Annotated in this window: 16 protein-coding genes; 13 read left to right on the forward strand and 3 right to left on the reverse strand. The window is 51.8% G+C overall.

The genetic code is table 11. The features are described 5' to 3' along the window. Window positions 1–18 precede the first annotated feature (18 nt). The 11 genes from ABID47_RS04265 to ABID47_RS04315 all read left to right on the forward strand — a co-directional run bounded on the left by ABID47_RS04265 (window position 19) and on the right by ABID47_RS04315 (window position 11,685). Window positions 19–732, forward strand: coding sequence for a hypothetical protein (locus ABID47_RS04265; RefSeq protein ID WP_354495023.1), 714 nt, complete (start codon window positions 19–21; stop codon window positions 730–732). Next, a complete protein-coding gene (locus tag ABID47_RS04270; protein WP_354495024.1) occupies window positions 729–1,574 on the forward strand; it encodes a hypothetical protein in 846 nt (281 codons plus the stop codon). The genes ABID47_RS04265 and ABID47_RS04270 overlap by 4 nt, the downstream gene beginning before the upstream one ends. Further along, complete coding sequence (locus tag ABID47_RS04275; protein ID WP_354495025.1) at window positions 1,575–3,482, forward strand: ATPase, T2SS/T4P/T4SS family; 1,908 nt, start codon at window positions 1,575–1,577, stop codon at window positions 3,480–3,482. After that, window positions 3,472–5,547 carry a hypothetical protein gene (locus tag ABID47_RS04280; protein ID WP_354495026.1) on the forward strand — a complete coding sequence of 692 codons (2,076 nt, stop codon included), beginning with the start codon at window positions 3,472–3,474 and terminating at the stop codon, window positions 5,545–5,547. The genes ABID47_RS04275 and ABID47_RS04280 overlap by 11 nt, the downstream gene beginning before the upstream one ends. 14 nt (window positions 5,548–5,561) lie before the next feature. Beyond that, a complete protein-coding gene (locus ABID47_RS04285; protein ID WP_116229876.1) occupies window positions 5,562–6,044 on the forward strand; it encodes an ABC transporter permease in 483 nt (160 codons plus the stop codon). Window positions 6,045–6,073: 29 nt separating this feature from the next. Further along, complete coding sequence (locus tag ABID47_RS04290; protein ID WP_354495027.1) at window positions 6,074–6,487, forward strand: hypothetical protein; 414 nt, start codon at window positions 6,074–6,076, stop codon at window positions 6,485–6,487. Further along, window positions 6,480–7,034, forward strand: a complete 555-nt coding sequence (locus ABID47_RS04295) for a hypothetical protein (protein ID WP_354495028.1) — start codon at window positions 6,480–6,482, stop codon at window positions 7,032–7,034. Before ABID47_RS04290 ends, ABID47_RS04295 begins: the two co-directional genes overlap by 8 nt. Continuing rightward, complete coding sequence (locus ABID47_RS04300) at window positions 7,021–8,013, forward strand: hypothetical protein (protein WP_354495029.1); 993 nt, start codon at window positions 7,021–7,023, stop codon at window positions 8,011–8,013. The genes ABID47_RS04295 and ABID47_RS04300 overlap by 14 nt, the downstream gene beginning before the upstream one ends. 148 nt (window positions 8,014–8,161) lie before the next feature. Further along, window positions 8,162–9,715 (forward strand): ABC-F family ATP-binding cassette domain-containing protein, encoded by a 1,554-nt coding sequence (locus ABID47_RS04305; RefSeq protein WP_354495030.1) that lies wholly within the window; start codon window positions 8,162–8,164, stop codon window positions 9,713–9,715. 102 nt (window positions 9,716–9,817) lie between these two features. Then, window positions 9,818–10,849: a thiazole biosynthesis adenylyltransferase ThiF gene (locus ABID47_RS04310; protein WP_354495031.1), complete on the forward strand. Its 1,032-nt coding sequence runs from the start codon at window positions 9,818–9,820 to the stop codon at window positions 10,847–10,849. A 146-nt stretch (window positions 10,850–10,995) separates the two neighbouring features. Then, on the forward strand, window positions 10,996–11,685 hold the full coding sequence (locus ABID47_RS04315; protein ID WP_354495032.1) for a response regulator transcription factor: 690 nt from the start codon (window positions 10,996–10,998) through the stop codon (window positions 11,683–11,685). A gap of 43 nt (window positions 11,686–11,728) precedes the next feature. Here the strand turns inward: ABID47_RS04315 and ABID47_RS04320 are convergent, their stop codons facing one another. Next, window positions 11,729–12,247 carry a C40 family peptidase gene (locus ABID47_RS04320; RefSeq protein WP_116229883.1) on the reverse strand — a complete coding sequence of 173 codons (519 nt, stop codon included), beginning with the start codon at window positions 12,245–12,247 and terminating at the stop codon, window positions 11,729–11,731. 276 nt (window positions 12,248–12,523) lie between these two features. After that, the gene (locus ABID47_RS04325; RefSeq protein WP_116229884.1) at window positions 12,524–13,165 is read right to left on the reverse strand and encodes a thiamine diphosphokinase; all 642 of its coding nucleotides are present in this window, start codon (window positions 13,163–13,165) and stop codon (window positions 12,524–12,526) included. A 178-nt stretch (window positions 13,166–13,343) separates the two neighbouring features. On the opposite strand from ABID47_RS04325, the gene ABID47_RS04330 reads away from it, so the two are divergent. Both ABID47_RS04330 and ABID47_RS04335 read left to right on the forward strand, forming a co-directional pair. Beyond that, window positions 13,344–13,997, forward strand: coding sequence for a trimeric intracellular cation channel family protein (locus tag ABID47_RS04330; protein ID WP_089550280.1), 654 nt, complete (start codon window positions 13,344–13,346; stop codon window positions 13,995–13,997). A gap of 21 nt (window positions 13,998–14,018) precedes the next feature. Next, window positions 14,019–14,483, forward strand: coding sequence for a low molecular weight protein-tyrosine-phosphatase (locus tag ABID47_RS04335; RefSeq protein WP_116229885.1), 465 nt, complete (start codon window positions 14,019–14,021; stop codon window positions 14,481–14,483). 196 nt (window positions 14,484–14,679) lie between these two features. On the opposite strand, the gene ABID47_RS04340 is transcribed toward ABID47_RS04335, so the two are convergent. Then, window positions 14,680–15,411: an alpha/beta hydrolase gene (locus ABID47_RS04340; protein ID WP_354495033.1), complete on the reverse strand. Its 732-nt coding sequence runs from the start codon at window positions 15,409–15,411 to the stop codon at window positions 14,680–14,682. Window positions 15,412–15,544 lie beyond the last annotated feature (133 nt).

Below are 15,544 nucleotides of genomic sequence, written 5' to 3' on the forward strand. Positions count from 1 at the left end.
CTGGCCAGGGGTGATGAGGTGAAGACGTGGATCTTTGCCGGAATATGCGACAAGAGCGAGCTGCTGCTCTATGTGTGCATGCTGCTTCGTGCGGCAGGGCAGAAGGTATTGCTGGTGGATGCGACCGAGAAGCATAAATATCCGCTATATATCGGACAGCTGGACAAACCGCTGTCTATAACGGAATTTTCCGGCTTTGATGTCGCTTCGGGTTTTGCGGATGAATCCGAACTGAGGGAACATCTAGCGTTAGTCGGGACACCGATAGAGCAATACGACGTGGTTGTGTTTGATATGGAGCAGGCGGAATTTTGCCCCCGTGATTCCTGGGAAAGCGCCGCTGCGTTGGTATGGGTCAGCGATTATGAGATTTGGACGCTGGAGCAGGGAAGGGATTGGTTGGAAGACCTGTTACGCGGGCATCTCGGCAGTACCCAGCAGGAATTCTATAAAGTGTACGTCCGGGCAGTGGATGATTTTTTTGATGAAGGGTACGCGGAAGGATATTTCGGCAGCCTCCCTGTGCTATGGAAGGAAGCATCTGTCGTCATCCCGTGGGTCGAGACGGATTATGCCTTGAAGCTGCAGAACGATCATACCCGGAAGGTACGGATCAGACGCCTGAGCCGAATATATAAAAAAAATCTATGCCTGCTGATGAGACTTCTGACAGATATGGAACCGAAAACAATCCATCGCGCCTTACGGAGCGCGGAAAGGAGCAAAGTATGAGTACAGTAGCATTTTGGAGCCCGCTAGAGGGAGGGAGCGGAAGTTCGGCGCACGCAGCAGCGGCTGCGGCTTGCCTCGGTTTGGAATATCGCCTGCGCATCCTTCTCGGTCACGGTGGTACGACGGGGGAACGTGTGGAAGGGGCGTTCCGAAGCAGCAGGCTGGTGCTCGACCATTCCCTCGTGTCGTTTCACGATCACGGTATGGACGCGCTGGAAAGGCTTGCGGTTAACCGGCGTTTATTCAGGGACAATTTCCGGGATTACACGATCCCAGTGCTGCCTGAGCGTCTCGACTTCGTCCAGGGAAATGACCGTCGGGGAGGAACGCTGCCGGGTTATCGCGCGCAATCGGTGCAGTCCATCGTAACGATCGCCAACCAATGTTATGATCTGGTGCTGCTGGATGCCGGGTCCGGGATGGGGGCAGCCGGGGATCCGGGGGACGGTGCGATGCTGGAGCAGGCGGATTTGATCGTCGTCAGCCTGACGCAGAGTGTTCAGGGATTGGAACACTTTTTCAGCGGGAGACACTATCCCGACCAGTTAAAGGATAAGCCGGTTATCCTTGTCCTTGGGCGCTACGACAAAGAATCCCACTGCACGCTTCACAACATTAAACGCAGGTTCGGGTATAAGGGCATTCTTCACGGAGTTCCTTACAATACGGATTTCATGGATGCGTGGAACATGCATGGTGTCATGAACTATATGCAGCGCAGCCGCAATCTAAACGATCGGCACCCATCGGCACACTTCTACTGCAGCATAAGGCAGCTGGCCAAAGACCTGATGAATTTGCTTGAAATACCCGCTTTGAAAATGGTGGGAAGGGGAGCTTGAATGTTTTCCGGACCGCTGTTCAACATTTTGTTTATGGCAATCATTCTATTATTTGCAGCTCTTTTCATTTACTTGAGATGGCTTGATCTGCGCAAACGGCCCCCTGTAGCCGGGACAACCGGCGTTGAATTTACGATCGAAGCGATGACATCCTTCGTCAAACAGACCCTTCATGAGCTGACCCACAGTCAACTAACCGACCTGGGACTGCATGAAGAAGAATACAAGCGCAGGCTGAATCAGCGCAGCGAGCTGCGCAAAGCGCTTAAGAACTGCATTTCCGGAGATGTTCATGAAAAGCAATACGTGAAGCAGTTTATGGCTGACTTGCTGGTCAAAAGTTATGGCGTGACGGAGGGCAACATAGACCAGGCGATTCCGTTTGCGGATCCAAGGCTTTTGGACGTACAGGATCAATTCGAAATTATCTTTTATTTATACAAACTGCAGTATGGCCAGGACGCGCTGTCGATGATGCTCGAACTGCACGGTTTAGCCGAACTGCGCGTGCTTCCTGGTTATGGCGATGAGCCAGTTTATGCTGTAACCGCCAGCGATGTGGAACAAATGTATGCCAATGAATCCCGAAGCCTGACGTTTTCGGAGAAGCTGGAAATTGTAGTTCAGCGTATTTACCAGCAGTTTAAAGGGTTTTCGGTCATCGATGAGCTCAGGGATCAGCGGATTGACGGGGTCAGCGGCGGTGTGAGCGGTATTTTGGCTGACGAGACATTCGCCGCCTCCTATGGACTGGACCCGCTGCGTATGCTGCAAGCTTCGGTTCAGCCGGATCGTAAAGCCAGAATGACCGAAAGCGTGTGGATATTTTACAGGGGCAAAACGATTCATATGGCCTGTCTGTCCTTCGGGACAGAGCTTGAGCTGAAGCGTGTCTGCCAGAACATTTATAAATACAATCACCCCGGTCAGCTGTCGGAAGCTAACGGCTACAAAGTAAACGAAATGAAGGACGGGTCGCGCGTCGTGGTGGTCAGGCCGCCGTTTTCGGAGTCATGGGCTTTTTTCGTCCGTAAGTTTGACATCCGCAGCGCGACGCTGGAGCAGCTGGTCACCGGGGACAACGCCCAGCTTCCGATCCAAATGCTGCGCTATCTCATGAAAGGGAGCCGAATTACGGCAATCACTGGGGCCCAGGGCTCGGGTAAAACGACGCTGCTGATGGCGATGATCGAGCATATCTACCCAACCTATACACTCCGGGTGCAGGAAATGGCGTTCGAGCTCCACCTCCGGAAGATTTACAGCCGCAGAAACATTTTATCGTTCCGGGAGACAGACCGCATTACCGGACAGGAAGGATTGGACCTTCAGAAAAAGACGGACGGCACGGTCAATATATTGGGCGAGGTGGCCAGCGACGGGGTTTCCTCCTGGATGATCCAAATGTCCCAGGTCGCCAGCTTGTTTACCGTATTTACGCATCACGCCAAGACGTTCCGCGATTTGATCTTCTCCCTGCGGAATTCTCTGCTGAAGAGCGGTGTGTTTCACCATGAAGCCGTTGCTGAACAGCAGGTGGTTCAAGTCATCAACTTTGACATTCATTTGAAACGGGATGCTGCCGGCAAACGGTACATCGAACGGATTACCGAATGCATCCCCAAGGAGAAGGAGCCGCTGGGCATGATTGAAGGGGGCACCCACGGGAGCATCAGGAAGATGCTAGGCCACTTCATGGAAATGCAGGCGGAATATTATCGCCGCGTTCATGACCAGAGCACCTTTTCCTCCCGGAACATCATCGAGTTTCGCGACGGAGGATATGTGGCCGCAGAACCCATTTCCGAGAGGAACTTCAGGGAAATGGCCGAGCAGATGAGCGTGGAAGATGCGGTCATGTTCAAGAATTTTGCTCAGACGAACTGGGGGAATGGATATGGAAGTTAGGCGTCTGCTGTTCCTGGTCCTGATCATTTCTCTGGCGTTGTTTGCGGTAGTCTATGCCGTCATGATGTGGCTGAATAACAGGTCGCGGCGGAACCGGCTGGAGCTGCTGAGCGATCCTGCGCGTCCGAAGGATGAATTGATGCTGCGCAAACGATGGCAGCAATTTCTTCAAACCGCTTATATCGTCGGTTGTTCTGTACCGCTTCTTTCAGCCTATATCCGAAAAGTAAGGAAACGGGTAAGCGGCGTTCATGCGTATGAGGAATTTTATCTCCGCCATGAGGTCATGAAGGTTACGCTTTCCATACTGGGGACACTGGGCATTTCAGTTGCGGTGCTGTTTTTGCTGAACCCGAGCTTAAGTTTCCTTCTGCTGGTTCTGCTTACTGCGGTGGTGATCAACAGCCTGTTGATCGACATGGTGGTTAACCGGCTGGAGCGGCGGCTGCTCGTCCAAATGCTCGATCTGTTCTCGGACATCCGCCACCGGTATCATCAGCATGGGATGGTGGATGAGGCGCTGCAGGAGGCGGCTGAATCGGCCGATGACGAGGCAGGCCTTCATACCCGAAAAATTGCCGAGGCGCTGATCAGCAATAACCCTTCCGAAGAATTGGAGAAGTACTATGAAGCTGCACCCAACCGTTTTCTGAAAGCTTTTGCCGGCATTTCTTATATGATCATGGAATTTGGCGACAAGGTGAAGGAGCAGGGCTCCATTTATTTGCAGGGACTTAGCGGGCTGACGAAGGAGATCCATCTGGAAATTTTGCGGCGAAGCAAGCTCGATTATCTGTTAAAAGGCCTCAACGTGATCGCGTTAGTTCCCCTGTTTTTTACCAAGCCGATCGAGCGATGGGCCAGAAGCAGCTTTCCGGCGATGGATGAGTTTTATATGAGCAAGCTTGGGTATGCGGCCAAAATTCTCATTTATATCGTGATTATCCTGTCGTTTGTTTTGCTGCAAAAGCTTCAACAGAATGATGAAACTACATACCGGGCGGGAAGAAACAGCCGCCCATGGGAGAAAGCAATCTCGCGTATTCCGTTATTCCGGGTAATGGCCGCATGGGTCGCCCCCCATCCGGGAAGCGCTGATTATTCCAAAGTGGTCCGCTTGATGAAGGAAACCGGAACCGAGCTGACCTATGAATGGTTTTACATCCGGCGGGTCGTCTACAGCCTCATTGTGTTTGCGGTTACGCTAACGATGACTTTGTATCTTCATCAGATGTCCAGGCATCACATCATGTACGATCCGGTGGTTCAGGACAGCTTCTTCGGGCAGACGACCATCACCCAGCAAGAGGAAGGCAAGCGTCTCAGCAGCCGGGACCAAGAGGTCATGAGAAGGGTGAACATGTCGCCGGAAGCTACCTATGCGGAGATTGCCGAACAGCTGCAGCAGGCTGAAAGCAAAGGCCTCGGCAAAGACGAGCTTGTAGACTCGGCTAACCGGATCCTCGGCAAGCTTCAGGCTTATCACAACGAGTATTTTAAATGGTGGGAGCTTGTGTTGTGCCTCTTCGCCGGCATGCTTGGATACGAATGGCCTTTCTGGCTGCTTCTGTTCCAGAGGAAGCTTCGCTATATGGACATGCGGCATGAAGTCTACCAGTACCAGACCGTCATTTCGATGCTGAGGGAGATGGACCGGATTTCGGTGGAGGAAATTTTGGAGTGGATGGACCGTTTTGCCGTCATATTCAAAATTCCAATTCAGAAGTGTCTCATCCATTATGACCACGGAGGGGAAATGGCTCTCCAGCAATTGAAGGAGGAGGTGCGGTTCACCGAGTTTCAAAGAATCGTGGACAAGCTGCTTCTTTCCGTGGAGAAAATACCGATCAGCCAGGCTTTCGACGATTTGGAAGGTGAGATGTCCTTTTATTTTGAGCAGCGAAAACAGGATTATGAGCGGATCATTGATACAAAAGCGGGTCTTGGCAGGCTGATCGGCTTTGCACCCATGTACTCCTTGATTTTCATCTATTTGGTCATCCCGCTGATTGCGATGAGCTTCATGCAGATGAACATCTATTACGAGCAAATTCAAAAAATATAAGGAGATGTAAACCTATGAACAACGCGTCCAGTGCATTAAAAGTAGCCGCAGGCATTTTTCTGACGATCGCCCTTATTACGATTGTCGTCATTCTGTTTATATCGGCGCAGGAAGCTACAAAAACCGCGCAAAACAATTTCTCGGACATCCAGACCGAGCTGTCCCAGGCTTCGTTTACGGTTTACGACGGAACAAGCATCAGCGGTTCCCAGGTGACGAATGCACTGCGAAAGTTCAAGGATAAGGACCAATTCGGTATTTTGGTGAAAACGGGCAAAAACAGGCAGGGTCAGTGGTACGGCAATCAGCTCAACATCAGCGCCGATATTGCGAGCGACAATTACGGTTCGGTGATCAATACAGGGCAGCGTGTAGGAAACTTGACGCAAACCGCCAACGAGTCCAGCAATGAGTATGTCAATCCAAGCGGAAAGTTTAAGGCAAGCATCGTGAAGGACAGCTCCAATGTAGTACGGGGACTTATATTTGAGCAGTAGGCAGGGACGGTGAAGGAGTGGCTTAGGTTATGAATCAGCACGCAGAAAGCATGATTTCCGTCAGTATAGCATTCATTTTGTTTATCAGCGCCTGCATCTTCGCTCTAAGCTTGACCGGAGAACTGAACCGTGCCGTGAACGGGGCAGGGCTCGCCGCCCAAGGACAGTTGAGAAGCGTACAGCCCGTTTTGGAAGCATCGCATGAGGATTGGGTCAGCGGCTCTCAAGTTGTGTTCAGTATGATGGGGCTTAACGATCCGGGTGTCCGGATTTCGGTAGACGGTGCAATTGTTCCCGGAGGTCCAGGGGAGGATGGGTTTGATTTCTCAATGATCGAGACCGGCGCGCTCTACTCCGTTGCTTATGAGTGGGACGGCTCCGGCGTCCTGACCGGCATCCATTTTGCGAAGTCGGAGAATAGGGAGAAGACCAGCCATGAGTAACGCCATCTCGAAGTTTGCGGCGGTGCTGCTGGCCGTGGTCGTCATGTATATTTATCCGGCAGCGGAAGCTTCGCAGCGGCAGGACGACCTTTCCCGCATCGTCGTTTATAATGCAGTGACGCAGTTCGTGGATGCCGTAAGGAACAAGGGCTATATCAGTCCGGTGATGTATGAGCAATTTCTGGAAGAAATTCAGGCGACGGGCAACGAGTTCGACGTGCAGATGGAGCATCTTCACAAGAAATATCAACCGGAATATACCGACGCGGCTGACCCGGGTACGTTTCAAAACAAGTTCAGCACCGTTTATGACGGATATTACACCTCTGACATTATGGATCATATATTTCCCAACACGACGGACCCCAAAGACGATGAATCGAGAGTCTACAAGCTCACGGCCGGAGACTTTTTTAAAGTTACGGTCAAAAATGTGAACCGGACGGCGGGAACGGTGATGTTCGATTTCGTTACAGGGGCATTGACCGGTGAGGCCGCAGTGATCGCTTTTCCGTATGGAGGCATGGTACTAAATGAAGATTACTGATTTTTGCCTCGTATTCATCGTCATATTCTTTCCGGTCTTTTTGATCGTGGGTTACCATGTTCAGGATCAGCGGAATGTTCGTTTTACCGAGCTGAAGTACGTTACAGCCTTGAGAACAGCCGTTCAGGACGCGGGGAGCATGCTGAACGTCAATGAGCGGCAGGAGTTTGAGTCAGGCTACGGCTCGGCGAAATTTTTTAAAGCGGATAAGGAGCTGGCCCTTGATACGTTTTACCATACACTGTATGCCAATTTGGGAATCGAAGAGGATGCGGCTGCGCAGCAGGTGCTGGACCGTTACATTCCGGCCGTAATTGTGATCGATTATGACGGATACTGGGTGTACGCGGAGGAGGAATATAAGGGAGCTGACGGCATGGCATATGCTAAGCATCTATGGCTTCCGAAAAAGCCGTATAGTTACAGCGACCGGGCAGGCAATCTGGTCCATTTTACGCTCGATAATGTCGTAGAAGCTTATCAAGCCGGCTCGGGCACTTGGATCAGGGGACTTCAAAGGGAGCTCGGACCGACATCGTCCATTCCTTTGCTGCAAGATGGGGTACGGTATGAGCAGGTAAGAAGAACGACCATCGTTCAGGCGATCGAGGACGACCTTGCCAATGTCATTAACAGGCATAATGAAAAGGCAGTCCGAAACGGAGCATCGTACGTGTTTACGCTTCCGCTCATTTCGCAGGAGGAGTGGAATAACTCGATCGACGATATCGGCATCTTGGCGTTTATCCAAGGCATCCCTATCGGCGAGCGAGCTTTGAACAATTACGCGCTAGGCAGCGGGAGATTGGTCAAGTCGACCGTGATCAAGGCGGGGGTGGATCACCGAACAGGTATCCGTTATTATTCCAAAGGTGATTGTGCCGGTGATTTGGACGCTGCGGAGACCTTCACGAGCGCCAAAGAAGCGGCTGCAAACGGCTATTTTGAGAAACCGTGCACACGGGCTTTCGAGCCGTAATGGTTTCTTCAATTAAGAAACCATGATTTCGTGGATTTCTGTTTTACGGCCGGCTCCTTCTTATGATAAAATGATGTCTTGAATGTCATTTCAATGACTTGATGCTAAAAATGAATTTTTATCATAGATAGGAGCGCAAAAAGCAGCTATGAGCTTATTGACAGTCGAAAACGTCTCCCACAATTTCGGGGAACGCACGTTGTTTAAAAACGTATCCTTCCGCCTCCTGGCCGGCGAACATGTAGGTCTCGTCGGTGCCAACGGTGTCGGAAAGTCAACCTTGATGAATATTTTGACGGGGCAGCTGCTGAAGGACAGCGGCAAGGTGGAATGGACGCCGAAGGTCCGCTACGGCTATCTGGACCAGCATACGAAGCTGACGCCGGGCAAAACGATCCGCGATGTGCTTAAGGATGCCTTTCTGCCGCTGCTCGAGCTGGAAAAAGAGATGATGGAGATCACCGAGAAAATGGCCGATGCGTCTCCCGAAGAGCTGGAGCTGCTGCTTGAGCAGATGGGCGATATTCAGGAACAACTGGATATCGGCGATTTCTACATGCTCGACGTTAAAGTGGAAGAGATGGCAAACGGTCTTGGCCTTAATGCGATTGGGCTGGACCGGGACGTGGCCGCCCTCAGCGGTGGTCAGCGCACCAAGGTGCTGCTGGCCAAGCTGCTGCTCGAGAAACCAACCGTTCTTCTCCTCGACGAGCCTACCAACTATTTGGACGTGGAGCATATCGAGTGGCTGACCCAGTATCTGAAAGATTATCCGCATGCCTTTATCTTGATCTCCCACGATACGGAATTCATGAACCAGGTCGTCGATGTCATTTATCATCTGGAATTCGCTAAACTGACCCGGTACTCGGCCAACTACGAGAAGTTTTTGGAGATGGCGGATATTTCAAAAAATCAGCATATCGATGCCTATGAGAAGCAGCAGGAATTTATCAAGAAGCAGGAAGACTTTATCCAGCGGAATAAGGCGCGTTATTCGACCTCCGGCCGGGCGAAGAGCCGTGAGAAGCAGCTGGAGCGCATCGAGCGGATCGATCGTCCGGAAGAAGCGGCCAAGCCGGTGTTTAACTTTAAAGAGGCACGGGCGAGCGGCAAGACGGTGTTTGAAGGGATCGATTTCGAGATCGGTTATACCCACGCCCTGCTTCCCAAAATGAGCATGACGATTGAGCGCGGAGAAAAAATCGCTATCGTCGGCTGCAACGGTGTCGGCAAATCGACGCTCCTGAAGACGATCATGGGTAAAATCCCGCCGATCAGCGGCAAAACGTACCTTGGCGATTTTCTGTATCCGGCCTACTTTGAGCAGGAGGTCCGCCCCGGCAACATCACGCCGATTGACGACGTATGGAATGAGTTTTCGTCTTTGAACCAGCACGAAGTGCGTGCTCACTTGGCCCGCTGCGGCCTGAAGAACGAACACATTACGCGTCCGCTCAATATGCTCAGCGGCGGCGAGCAGGCGAAGGTGCGGTTGTGCAAGCTGATGATGCGTGAAGCGAACTGGATCCTTTTTGACGAGCCGACAAACCATCTTGACGTCGTAGCCAAAGCCGAGCTGAAGCGCGCCCTTCAGGAATTTAAGGGGACGGTGCTGCTCGTTTCCCACGAACCGGATTTTTATGAGGATTGGGTCACCAAAATTTGGAACGTGGAAGAGTGGTCCGCGCAGCGGGCTTAACTGCCTTGTAAATATCGAGCACTCGCAGCAAACAATAACCAAAAGCATATCATAGCCGCTTTCCTTCGGGATGGCGGCTTTTTATGAAAGGAACGATGAGCGATGCAACATACAGGAGACCGTTACTCCCGGCAGGAGCGGTTTGCCCCTTTGGGCAGGGAAGGCCAGCAGAGGCTGGCGGACAGCCACGTTCTTATTATCGGCGCGGGGGCGCTTGGCACTTCGATTGCCGAGACGCTGGCCCGTTCCGGGGTGGGCCATCTCACGATCGCCGACAGGGATTATGTGGAGTGGAGCAATCTTCAGCGGCAGCAGCTGTTTTCCGAGGAAGACGCCCGGCGGCGGCTTCCGAAGGCGGTTGCGGCCAAGCAGCGCCTTGAGGCGATCAATTCGGAGATTGTCATCGACAGCCACATTATGGACGTGCGCGTCGATGAGCTGGAGGAGCTGGTCCGCGGGGTGGATCTGATCATGGACGGTACCGATAATTTCGATACCCGTCTACTGATCAACGATCTCGCCCACAAGCATGACCTCCCCTGGATATATGGGGGCTGTGTCGGCAGCTATGGCATCACCTATACCATTCTTCCCGGCAAGACGCCCTGTCTGAACTGCTTGCTGGGCACAGTCCCGCTCGGTGGAGACACCTGCGACACAGCGGGCATCATTCCACAGGCCGTACAGATGGTGACGGCCCACCAGACTACGGAGGCTATGAAGCTATTAAGCGGACATCCCGAGGCGTTATCGAACAAGCTGGTGTCCTTTGACCTATGGCGCAACGAGTGGATCACGATCGGCGTAGACCATGCGAAAATGGAGGATTGCCCGACCTGTGGTCATCAGCGGACATACCCCTACCTGTCAGCCTCAAATCTGGAGAAAACCGACGTGCTCTGCGGGCGCGACACCGTCCAGATCCGTCCAGGAAGCAAGCGGTCCCTCGATTTGGCGGAAACGGCCGACAGGCTGGCCAAGCTCGGAGAGGGCATCGTCGACGCGAATCCTTTTCTGGTATCGTTTCAATTGGAATCGAAGCGGATGGTCATCTTTGCCGACGGGAGGGTGCTGGTGCACGGCACCAAGGATATTCCCGAGGCGAGGTCGCTGTATCACCGGTATTTTGGGTAAAAGGCATCATTTTCAATTCAGACCATTCCGTACTCCGGAATGGTTTTTTATTTTGTGGCCACCATAAAGGGAAACAATCGGCGTGCTCGCCGGAGCAAGCGGTACTGACCGCACAGCATCAATACTAAAAAAGTCGGTGGGCTGACATGCACGAAAGCATCCTGGCATTGGGACTGGCGAGGGACAGTGAGGTCGTAGACGCTCTTCTGGAAGAGCGGTTCGAAATATATATTGCCGGGGACGAAGAAGAAGCTGCTCAATACGCGCGCAGCCATCCGGTCGACCTGCTGCTCATGGATTTGACCGATTCCGCTGTGCCTTTAACCCGGCTCATTCGCACCGTCCAGCGTGAGCAGAAGGGCCGGCGGTTCCCTGCCGTCGTTTTGACGCCGTCCGAGATGGACCTGCCTGTGTCCAAGCTTTTCCGTGCAGGCGCAAACGACGTACTGAAAAAGCCTGCCGACACCGACGAACTGCTGGCCCGGATCCGCAATTTGCTGTCGCTGTTCGGGCTGATCGAAGAGCAGTACGGACAGACGGTCACGATTGCCGACCTGGACATCGACCCCAAGAGCCGGACAGTAACGCGCGGTGGAATCCCTATTGAACTGACCGCAAAAGAATATGACCTGCTGCTGTACCTGGCCAGGCACGTCAACCAAGTGTGCAGCCGTGAGGACATCTTGAAGTATGTATGGGAATTCGAATTTCATATGGTGACCAATGTCGTGGATGTATATATCCGGCATTTGAGGAAAAAGGTTGACCGCGGATTTAAGAAAAAACTGATTCACACCGTACGCGGAGTGGGTTATATAATAAAAGAAGGCCAATAGTCCTACTGGACTACCAGCCATCCACGTTGATGTCTATTATAACCTACAGTACGCGGCGTGCTTTCAGATAAGTTCTCTTCCAGTTGCCGGAGTTCAGATTGGAGATCGTTACGCCGGGAGAACCGTACGTGTGCAGGATTTTACCGTTGCCGGCATACACCGCCACGTGAGTTACGTTATGTCCGTTGGCTCTGCTGCCGCTGGAGAAGAACACAAGATCGCCGGGCTTCAGGTTTGCTTTCGATACGGCTTTTCCGACTTTGGATTGCGCCACAGAAGTACGCGGCAAGTTTACGCCGTACTTCTTAAAGATATGCTTCATAAAAGAAGAGCAGTCAAAATTTCTTGTTGTGCTGGTCGAAGCGCCGAACTTGTATGGAGTACCCATATATTGTTTACCGTAATTGACGACTTTTTGTCCAGTCGTTGTCGATGTCGTTGCAACTTGAGTATTAGCGGCAGAGGCTTCCGTTACCTGTGCGCTCGTTGCGATCATTCCACCAAATCCTATAGATGCACATAACCCTACGGTTACTAATTTTTGGATCATTTGTTTGTTCATGTTGTATTACCTCCAAATTTCGTTTTCTTTCAGGCTCGTCTCCGAGTATAACAGCTTTGTAACAGCCTAAATTCTGGATGTGGTGTAACAAAACGTTGGGGCTGTAAGAGAAATGGGCTTTTATTAAAAAACGATTAAAAGTTACAAAAAATTAAGAAATACATATACCTACCTTTGAAGCAAATAAAAAACCCTTGATGTATCAAGGGTTTTCATTGTTTTTTGCAATTTTCATTTCGGTTACAAAATTGTTGTCAAAGCAAAGCTGCGGCTGTCTTAATCATTGCTTTGGATGACAAGCAGGAGTCCGCCTTCCACATTGATTGTGCCTTGGGAACCGGTTAATTGGTTGCTGATGCCGAGGGATTCTCCCATTTTAAGCGTGGCGTTGTCTAAGGGGTATTGGAATCCTGTTAATGTAATTCCGGTCACTTCGGGGGTCATAGGCAGCAGGGAAACATACTTGTACCCTCTATCTTGGACCTCAATGGAAGAGCCGGTGAGTGTCATATAATTGTTACGGTCCAGCAGAGCGCAGGAGATGTGGTGCTGCAAAACCCGGTTCATCATCTGGATATTGGCTAACGTGTGGTCGAGCCTCGATCCTGTAACCCCCATCAGCAAAATGATATCCGGCTGTTCTTTGATGGCAAGGTCCAACGCAAGCTCCGTATCGGTCAAATCCTTGTCGATGGGATCGCAATCAATGAGCTGCTTGCTGCCGCTTCTAACCTTCTGCAAATCGGCCGGAGATATGGAGTCAAAATCGCCTACAGCCAGATCAGGCTTATAATTGTTTTCTATTAAAAATAACGCTCCCCGGTCGGCACCGATCAAAAAGTCGGAAGGCCTGATTTCCTTCAAATACTGCTTGTGCAGATCGCCTCCGGAAAAGATCAATACCCGTTTCTGTTCCATCCTATTTACCTCCGATTGTCGCATTGACGGCTCTTGGCAAGCCCTTTAATTCGCTTTTTATCGAAAGGGCTTGGAAGTTATTCTAGTATAAATCAGAATAGATGGTTGCACAATTCGGCCGGCAGCGGCTACAATGGATGACAGCATATGTTAGGGAGAGGTCAGAAAGAAAGTGGACATGCACGTTTTTGAACTATTCAGCATGATCGGCACCATCGCTTTCGCCATGTCCGGTGCGCTCGTAGCCATGGAGGAAGAGTACGACATTTTGGGGATCTTGGTTCTCGGCCTGGTGACTGCCTTCGGCGGCGGGGTCATCCGCAATGTGCTGATCGGTGTGCCGGTGACGACGCTCTGGAGCCAGGGACTGCTGATCAAATTGGCGATCGTGGCGGTGATCGTCGCTTTCCTGCTGCCTGTAAACTGGATCAGGCACTGGAAGAGGGCGGAGGCGCTGCTGGATGCGGTGGGATTGTCAGCCTTCGCGATCCAAGGCGCATTGTATGCCGCCAACATGCATCATCCGCTCAGCGCGGTCGTTGTTGCCGCTGTGTTGACGGGCATTGGGGGAGGGATTATCCGGGACCTGCTCGCCGGAAGGAAGCCGCTTGTGCTTCGAGATGAAATCTATGCCGTGTGGGCGATGCTGGCCGGGGTAGCCATCGGACTACATTGGATCCAGACCACACTGGAAGTGATCGTTTTGTTTGCGGCGGTGGTGGTGTTCCGGATGCTGTCTGTTTTTTATAAATGGAAGCTTCCGCGGCGTTCGCTGCAGCCATCTGCCATACAGCCCGTCATCCGCGACGAGCGGCATAAGGAATCAGCATAAAGCTAGGAGGACGAGACTTACATGATTTCCGTTTTATTTGTTTGTTTGGGCAACATTTGCCGCTCACCGATGGCTGAGGCGATCTTGAGACATAAAGTGGGCGAGGCAGGGCTGGAAGGAAAGATCAGCGTGGATTCCGCAGGCACGGGAGACTGGCACCTCGGCAAGATTCCGCATGAAGGAACCCGGCGGATGCTGGATCAGTACAAGATCAGTTATGCGGGAATGAAGGCGAGACAGGTCGCGAGCAGCGATTTCGAAACCTTCGACTACATCGTCTGCATGGATGACAGCAACGCGGCGAACCTGCGCAAGCTTCCGGGGGGAGAACAGGCGACCGTTCTGAAGTTTATGGACCTGCTTCCGGATCATGAGCTTCGCGAAGTGCCGGACCCTTATTATACGGGGAATTTCGAGCAGGTTTACGAATTGATGGACGCGGGCTGCCAGGTACTTTTGGACAAAATATGCCAAGAAAAGCTATAATAGATAAGACACGCCCGAACGAGGCAATGATCAAAAAGGAAAGCGGCAGGCGCACTGCCGTTTTTTCAGGCTGGAATTGAAAGCGTAACCACTTGCGGGGATAAAAAAAGGTGAACGTCGGCTGAGCTGTGGCTGCTGCATTAGCATTCATACCGGAACATGTTCACCTTTGTGCTGTTCAATAGAGGGTAATGGGTCAGGCGCGGAGAAAATAGAGCAGTGCATCCGGCAGTTCTTTTTGCCAGAAGCCCCAAATATGCTTGCCGTCTTTCTCGGTATAATGAACGGTTGCGCCGCGGTCCAACAGCAGTTCTTTCATGCTTCGGTTAATCTCGACGAAGTTGTAGACTCCGAGGTCGCTCTCGAAATGGGTTTCCTGCAGGCCGACGATCATGTAGATATCGAGCCAGGACAAGTCATCGCTTTCGGCTACGATTTCCTGGGTGTCCGTATAGTAAGCGCCGGACAAGCTGATAATCCGGTGAAACATCTCCGGATAGTTCATAGCCAGGTGGAGCGAAACGCATCCTCCCAGTGAGTCGCCGGCCAGCACGCGCTGCCCGGGGTCTTGCCGCACGGGATATTTTTGCTCGATGAAGGGAATAATTTCTTCGGCAAAGCACCGGGTATAGGCCTCGAACCGGCTGCCGAACGGCGCATATTCTTCGGTTCGCACGGAGGTGTCGACCTCGACGCCTACGACGATGAAGGGTTCGGCGAGATCATCCAGAATCAGCTGATTGGCGATGGTCGCGATCCGGCCGAAATTAAAAAATTCCTCGCCATCCTGGCAGTAGACGACCGGATAGCTGATGACCTCGTGGTAGCCGGGCGGCAGATATACGCGCAGGTTACGGCTTTCATTTAAAAAGCGGCTCTCCAGTTGTTCCTTGTGAATGGTTCGTTTCAAGTATTTTGAATCCGTCATTCATGATCACCTTTCGTGCGGTTAATTTTTGCAATCGGGAAAACAATAAGTTACTATAACCCATGTTTGCCGATTTTGTACCTGTTTCCGTCAAAGCACTCTGTCTGTTATACAAAATAGATTCGCCTGTTAT

Source organism: Paenibacillus favisporus (genome assembly GCF_040545415.1).
GTDB lineage: Bacteria > Bacillota > Bacilli > Paenibacillales > Paenibacillaceae > Paenibacillus_AQ > Paenibacillus_AQ favisporus.

What these genes read in the sequence shown, in the direction of transcription:
- ABID47_RS04270 (WP_354495024.1), top strand. Translation starts at nt 729, where the DNA reads ATGAGTACAGTAGCATTTTGGAGCCCGCTAGAGGGAGGGAGCGGAAGT.
- ABID47_RS04275 (WP_354495025.1), top strand. Translation starts at nt 1,575, where the DNA reads ATGTTTTCCGGACCGCTGTTCAACATTTTGTTTATGGCAATCATTCTA.
- ABID47_RS04280 (WP_354495026.1), top strand. Translation starts at nt 3,472, where the DNA reads ATGGAAGTTAGGCGTCTGCTGTTCCTGGTCCTGATCATTTCTCTGGCG.
- ABID47_RS04285 (WP_116229876.1), top strand. Translation starts at nt 5,562, where the DNA reads ATGAACAACGCGTCCAGTGCATTAAAAGTAGCCGCAGGCATTTTTCTG.
- ABID47_RS04290 (WP_354495027.1), top strand. Translation starts at nt 6,074, where the DNA reads ATGAATCAGCACGCAGAAAGCATGATTTCCGTCAGTATAGCATTCATT.
- ABID47_RS04295 (WP_354495028.1), top strand. Translation starts at nt 6,480, where the DNA reads ATGAGTAACGCCATCTCGAAGTTTGCGGCGGTGCTGCTGGCCGTGGTC.
- ABID47_RS04300 (WP_354495029.1), top strand. Translation starts at nt 7,021, where the DNA reads ATGAAGATTACTGATTTTTGCCTCGTATTCATCGTCATATTCTTTCCG.
- ABID47_RS04305 (WP_354495030.1), top strand. Translation starts at nt 8,162, where the DNA reads ATGAGCTTATTGACAGTCGAAAACGTCTCCCACAATTTCGGGGAACGC.
- ABID47_RS04310 (WP_354495031.1), top strand. Translation starts at nt 9,818, where the DNA reads ATGCAACATACAGGAGACCGTTACTCCCGGCAGGAGCGGTTTGCCCCT.
- ABID47_RS04315 (WP_354495032.1), top strand. Translation starts at nt 10,996, where the DNA reads ATGCACGAAAGCATCCTGGCATTGGGACTGGCGAGGGACAGTGAGGTC.
- ABID47_RS04320 (WP_116229883.1), bottom strand. Translation starts at nt 12,247, where the DNA reads ATGAACAAACAAATGATCCAAAAATTAGTAACCGTAGGGTTATGTGCA.
- ABID47_RS04325 (WP_116229884.1), bottom strand. Translation starts at nt 13,165, where the DNA reads ATGGAACAGAAACGGGTATTGATCTTTTCCGGAGGCGATCTGCACAAG.
- ABID47_RS04330 (WP_089550280.1), top strand. Translation starts at nt 13,344, where the DNA reads ATGCACGTTTTTGAACTATTCAGCATGATCGGCACCATCGCTTTCGCC.
- ABID47_RS04335 (WP_116229885.1), top strand. Translation starts at nt 14,019, where the DNA reads ATGATTTCCGTTTTATTTGTTTGTTTGGGCAACATTTGCCGCTCACCG.
- ABID47_RS04340 (WP_354495033.1), bottom strand. Translation starts at nt 15,411, where the DNA reads ATGACGGATTCAAAATACTTGAAACGAACCATTCACAAGGAACAACTG.